Annotated in this window: 1 rRNA gene; it reads right to left on the minus strand. The window is 48.9% G+C overall.

What is annotated here, in order from left to right:
* Nucleotides 1–2,195: ribosomal RNA gene (locus ACFO4R_RS11935) — 23S ribosomal RNA — on the minus strand; the annotation flags it as partial.
* Between the last annotated feature and the right edge of the window lie 85 nt (nucleotides 2,196–2,280).

A 2,280-nucleotide genomic window follows, 5' to 3' on the forward strand; every position in this document is an offset into this window, starting at 1 on the left:
CAATACAAGGGTGGTATCCCAACAGCGACTCCTACAAGGCTGACGCCCTATACTCTCAGTCTCCCACCTATCCTGTACATCTATTACCTAAATCCAATGCTAAGCTACAGTAAAGCTCCATGGGGTCTTTCCGTCCTGTCGCAGGTGTCCGGCATCTTCACCGGCACTACAATTTCACCGAGTCTGTTGTTGAGACAGTGCCCAAATCGTTACGCCTTTCGTGCGGGTCGGAACTTACCCGACAAGGAATTTCGCTACCTTAGGACCGTTATAGTTACGGCCGCCGTTTACTGGGGCTTAAGTTCCAGCCTTCGATTGCTCTAAGCTTTCCCCTTAACCTTCCAGCACCGGGCAGGCGTCAGCTCCTATACTTCACTTTTCAGTTTTGCAGAAACCTATGTTTTTGGTAAACAGTCGCTTGGGCCTATTCTCTGCGGCCTGCTCTCACAGGCTCCCCTTCTCCCGAAGTTACGGGGTTATTTTGCCGAGTTCCTTAACAACAGTTCTCTCGCTGGCCTTAGGATTCTCTCCTCACCTACCTGTGTCGGTTTGCGGTACGGGCACCTTCGTCTCTCTAGAGGCTTTTCCTGACAGTTTGAATGAGTCGACTTCGCTACTTGATTCACTCCCCATCACAGATCACAATTGTAAAGACGGATTTGCCTGCCTTTACTCACTCTCTGCTTGGACGTGCTCTTCCATTCGCACGCTTCGGTCATCCTCCTGTGTCCCCCCTTCGATCAATCAACTACGGCGGTACGGGATTCTAAACCCGTTGTCCATCACCTACGCCTTTCGGCCTTGGCTTAGGTCCCGACTTACCCTGAGCGGACGAACCTTCCTCAGGAACCCTTAGGTTTTCGGCCGGAAGGATTCTCACCTTCCTCTCGCTACTCATGCCAACATTCTCTCTCCTATAGAATCCACAATCTCTTCCGATTTTGCTTCTTATCCTATACGATGCTCTCCTACCCCAAACAGTTCCCTGTTTAGCCAAAGCTTCGGTAGTATGTTTTAGCCCCGGTAATTTTCGGCGCAAGATCACTCGACCAGTGAGCTATTACGCACTCTTTCAATGTATGGCTGCTTCTAAGCCAACATCCTGGTTGTCTATGCAATCTCACATCCTTTCCCACTTAACATACATTTTGGGACCTTAGCTGTTGGTCTGGGCTCTTTCCCTCTCGACTATGGATCTTATCACTCATAGTCTGACTGCTCTGCGCTATATATGGCATTCTTAGTTTGATAGCCCTCAGTAATCTAGAAGACCCATTAGGCAGTCAGTGCTTTACCTCCATATATATCTCGCAAAACGCTAGCCCTAAAGCTATTTCGGAGAGAACCAGCTATCTCCAAGCTCGATTGGAATTTCACCGCTATCCACACCTCATCCCCGCACTTTTCAACGTACGTGGGTTCGATCCTCCATTTCTTGTTACAGAAACTTCAATCTGGACATGGATAGGTCGCCTGGTTTCGGGTCTGCAACCATATACTCTCGCCCTCTTAAGACTCGCTTTCGCTTCGGCTCCGCACCTGAAGTGCTTAACCTCGCATATGATCACAACTCGTTGGCCCGTTCTACAAAAAGTACGCAGTCACTCGCATTTGCATGCTCGCTCCTACAGCTTGTAAGCATATGGTTTCAGGTTCTCTTTCACTCCCCTCCCGGGGTTCTTTTCACCTTTCCCTCACGGTACTGTTCTCTATCGGTCGCTTGGTAGTATTTAGCCTTGGGGGGTGGTCCCCCCGTCTTCCCACCGGGTTTCACGTGTCCTGTGGTACTCTTGATCATTCCCTTGGTCTTTACCTTTTCGTCTACGGGACTTTTACTCCTCTTTGGTTCACTTTTCCAAGTGTCTTCGACTAAGGTTACCTCCTCTTTGGAATGTCTACCCCTTCTTGGTTACCCAACAAGGTTTGGGCTCTTTCGCGTTCGCTCGCCGCTACTGACGAAATCGATGTTTCTTTCTTTTCCTCCAGGTACTTAGATGTTTCAGTTCTCTGGGTTCCCTTCCCCTAACTATGCATTCATTAGTGGATATACAGTCTCTACTCTGTATGAGTTTCCTCATTCGGATATCTCCGGATTAATGGTTGCTTGCACCTCCCCGAAGCTTTTCGCAGCTTACCACGTCCTTCATCGGCTCCAAGCGCCTAGGCATTCGCCATATGCTCTTTCTTACTTGATCGCTCTTTTTGAAAACTTGTTGTCTCTCACCTTTGCTCCTCTCGAAGCTCCGCTGAGAATTTGCCTTTGTTCTCTTTTTCGTTTCG

Origin of the sequence: Filifactor villosus (assembly GCF_042652965.1) — a bacterium.
GTDB classification, from domain to species: Bacteria; Bacillota; Clostridia; order Peptostreptococcales; family Filifactoraceae; genus Filifactor; species Filifactor villosus.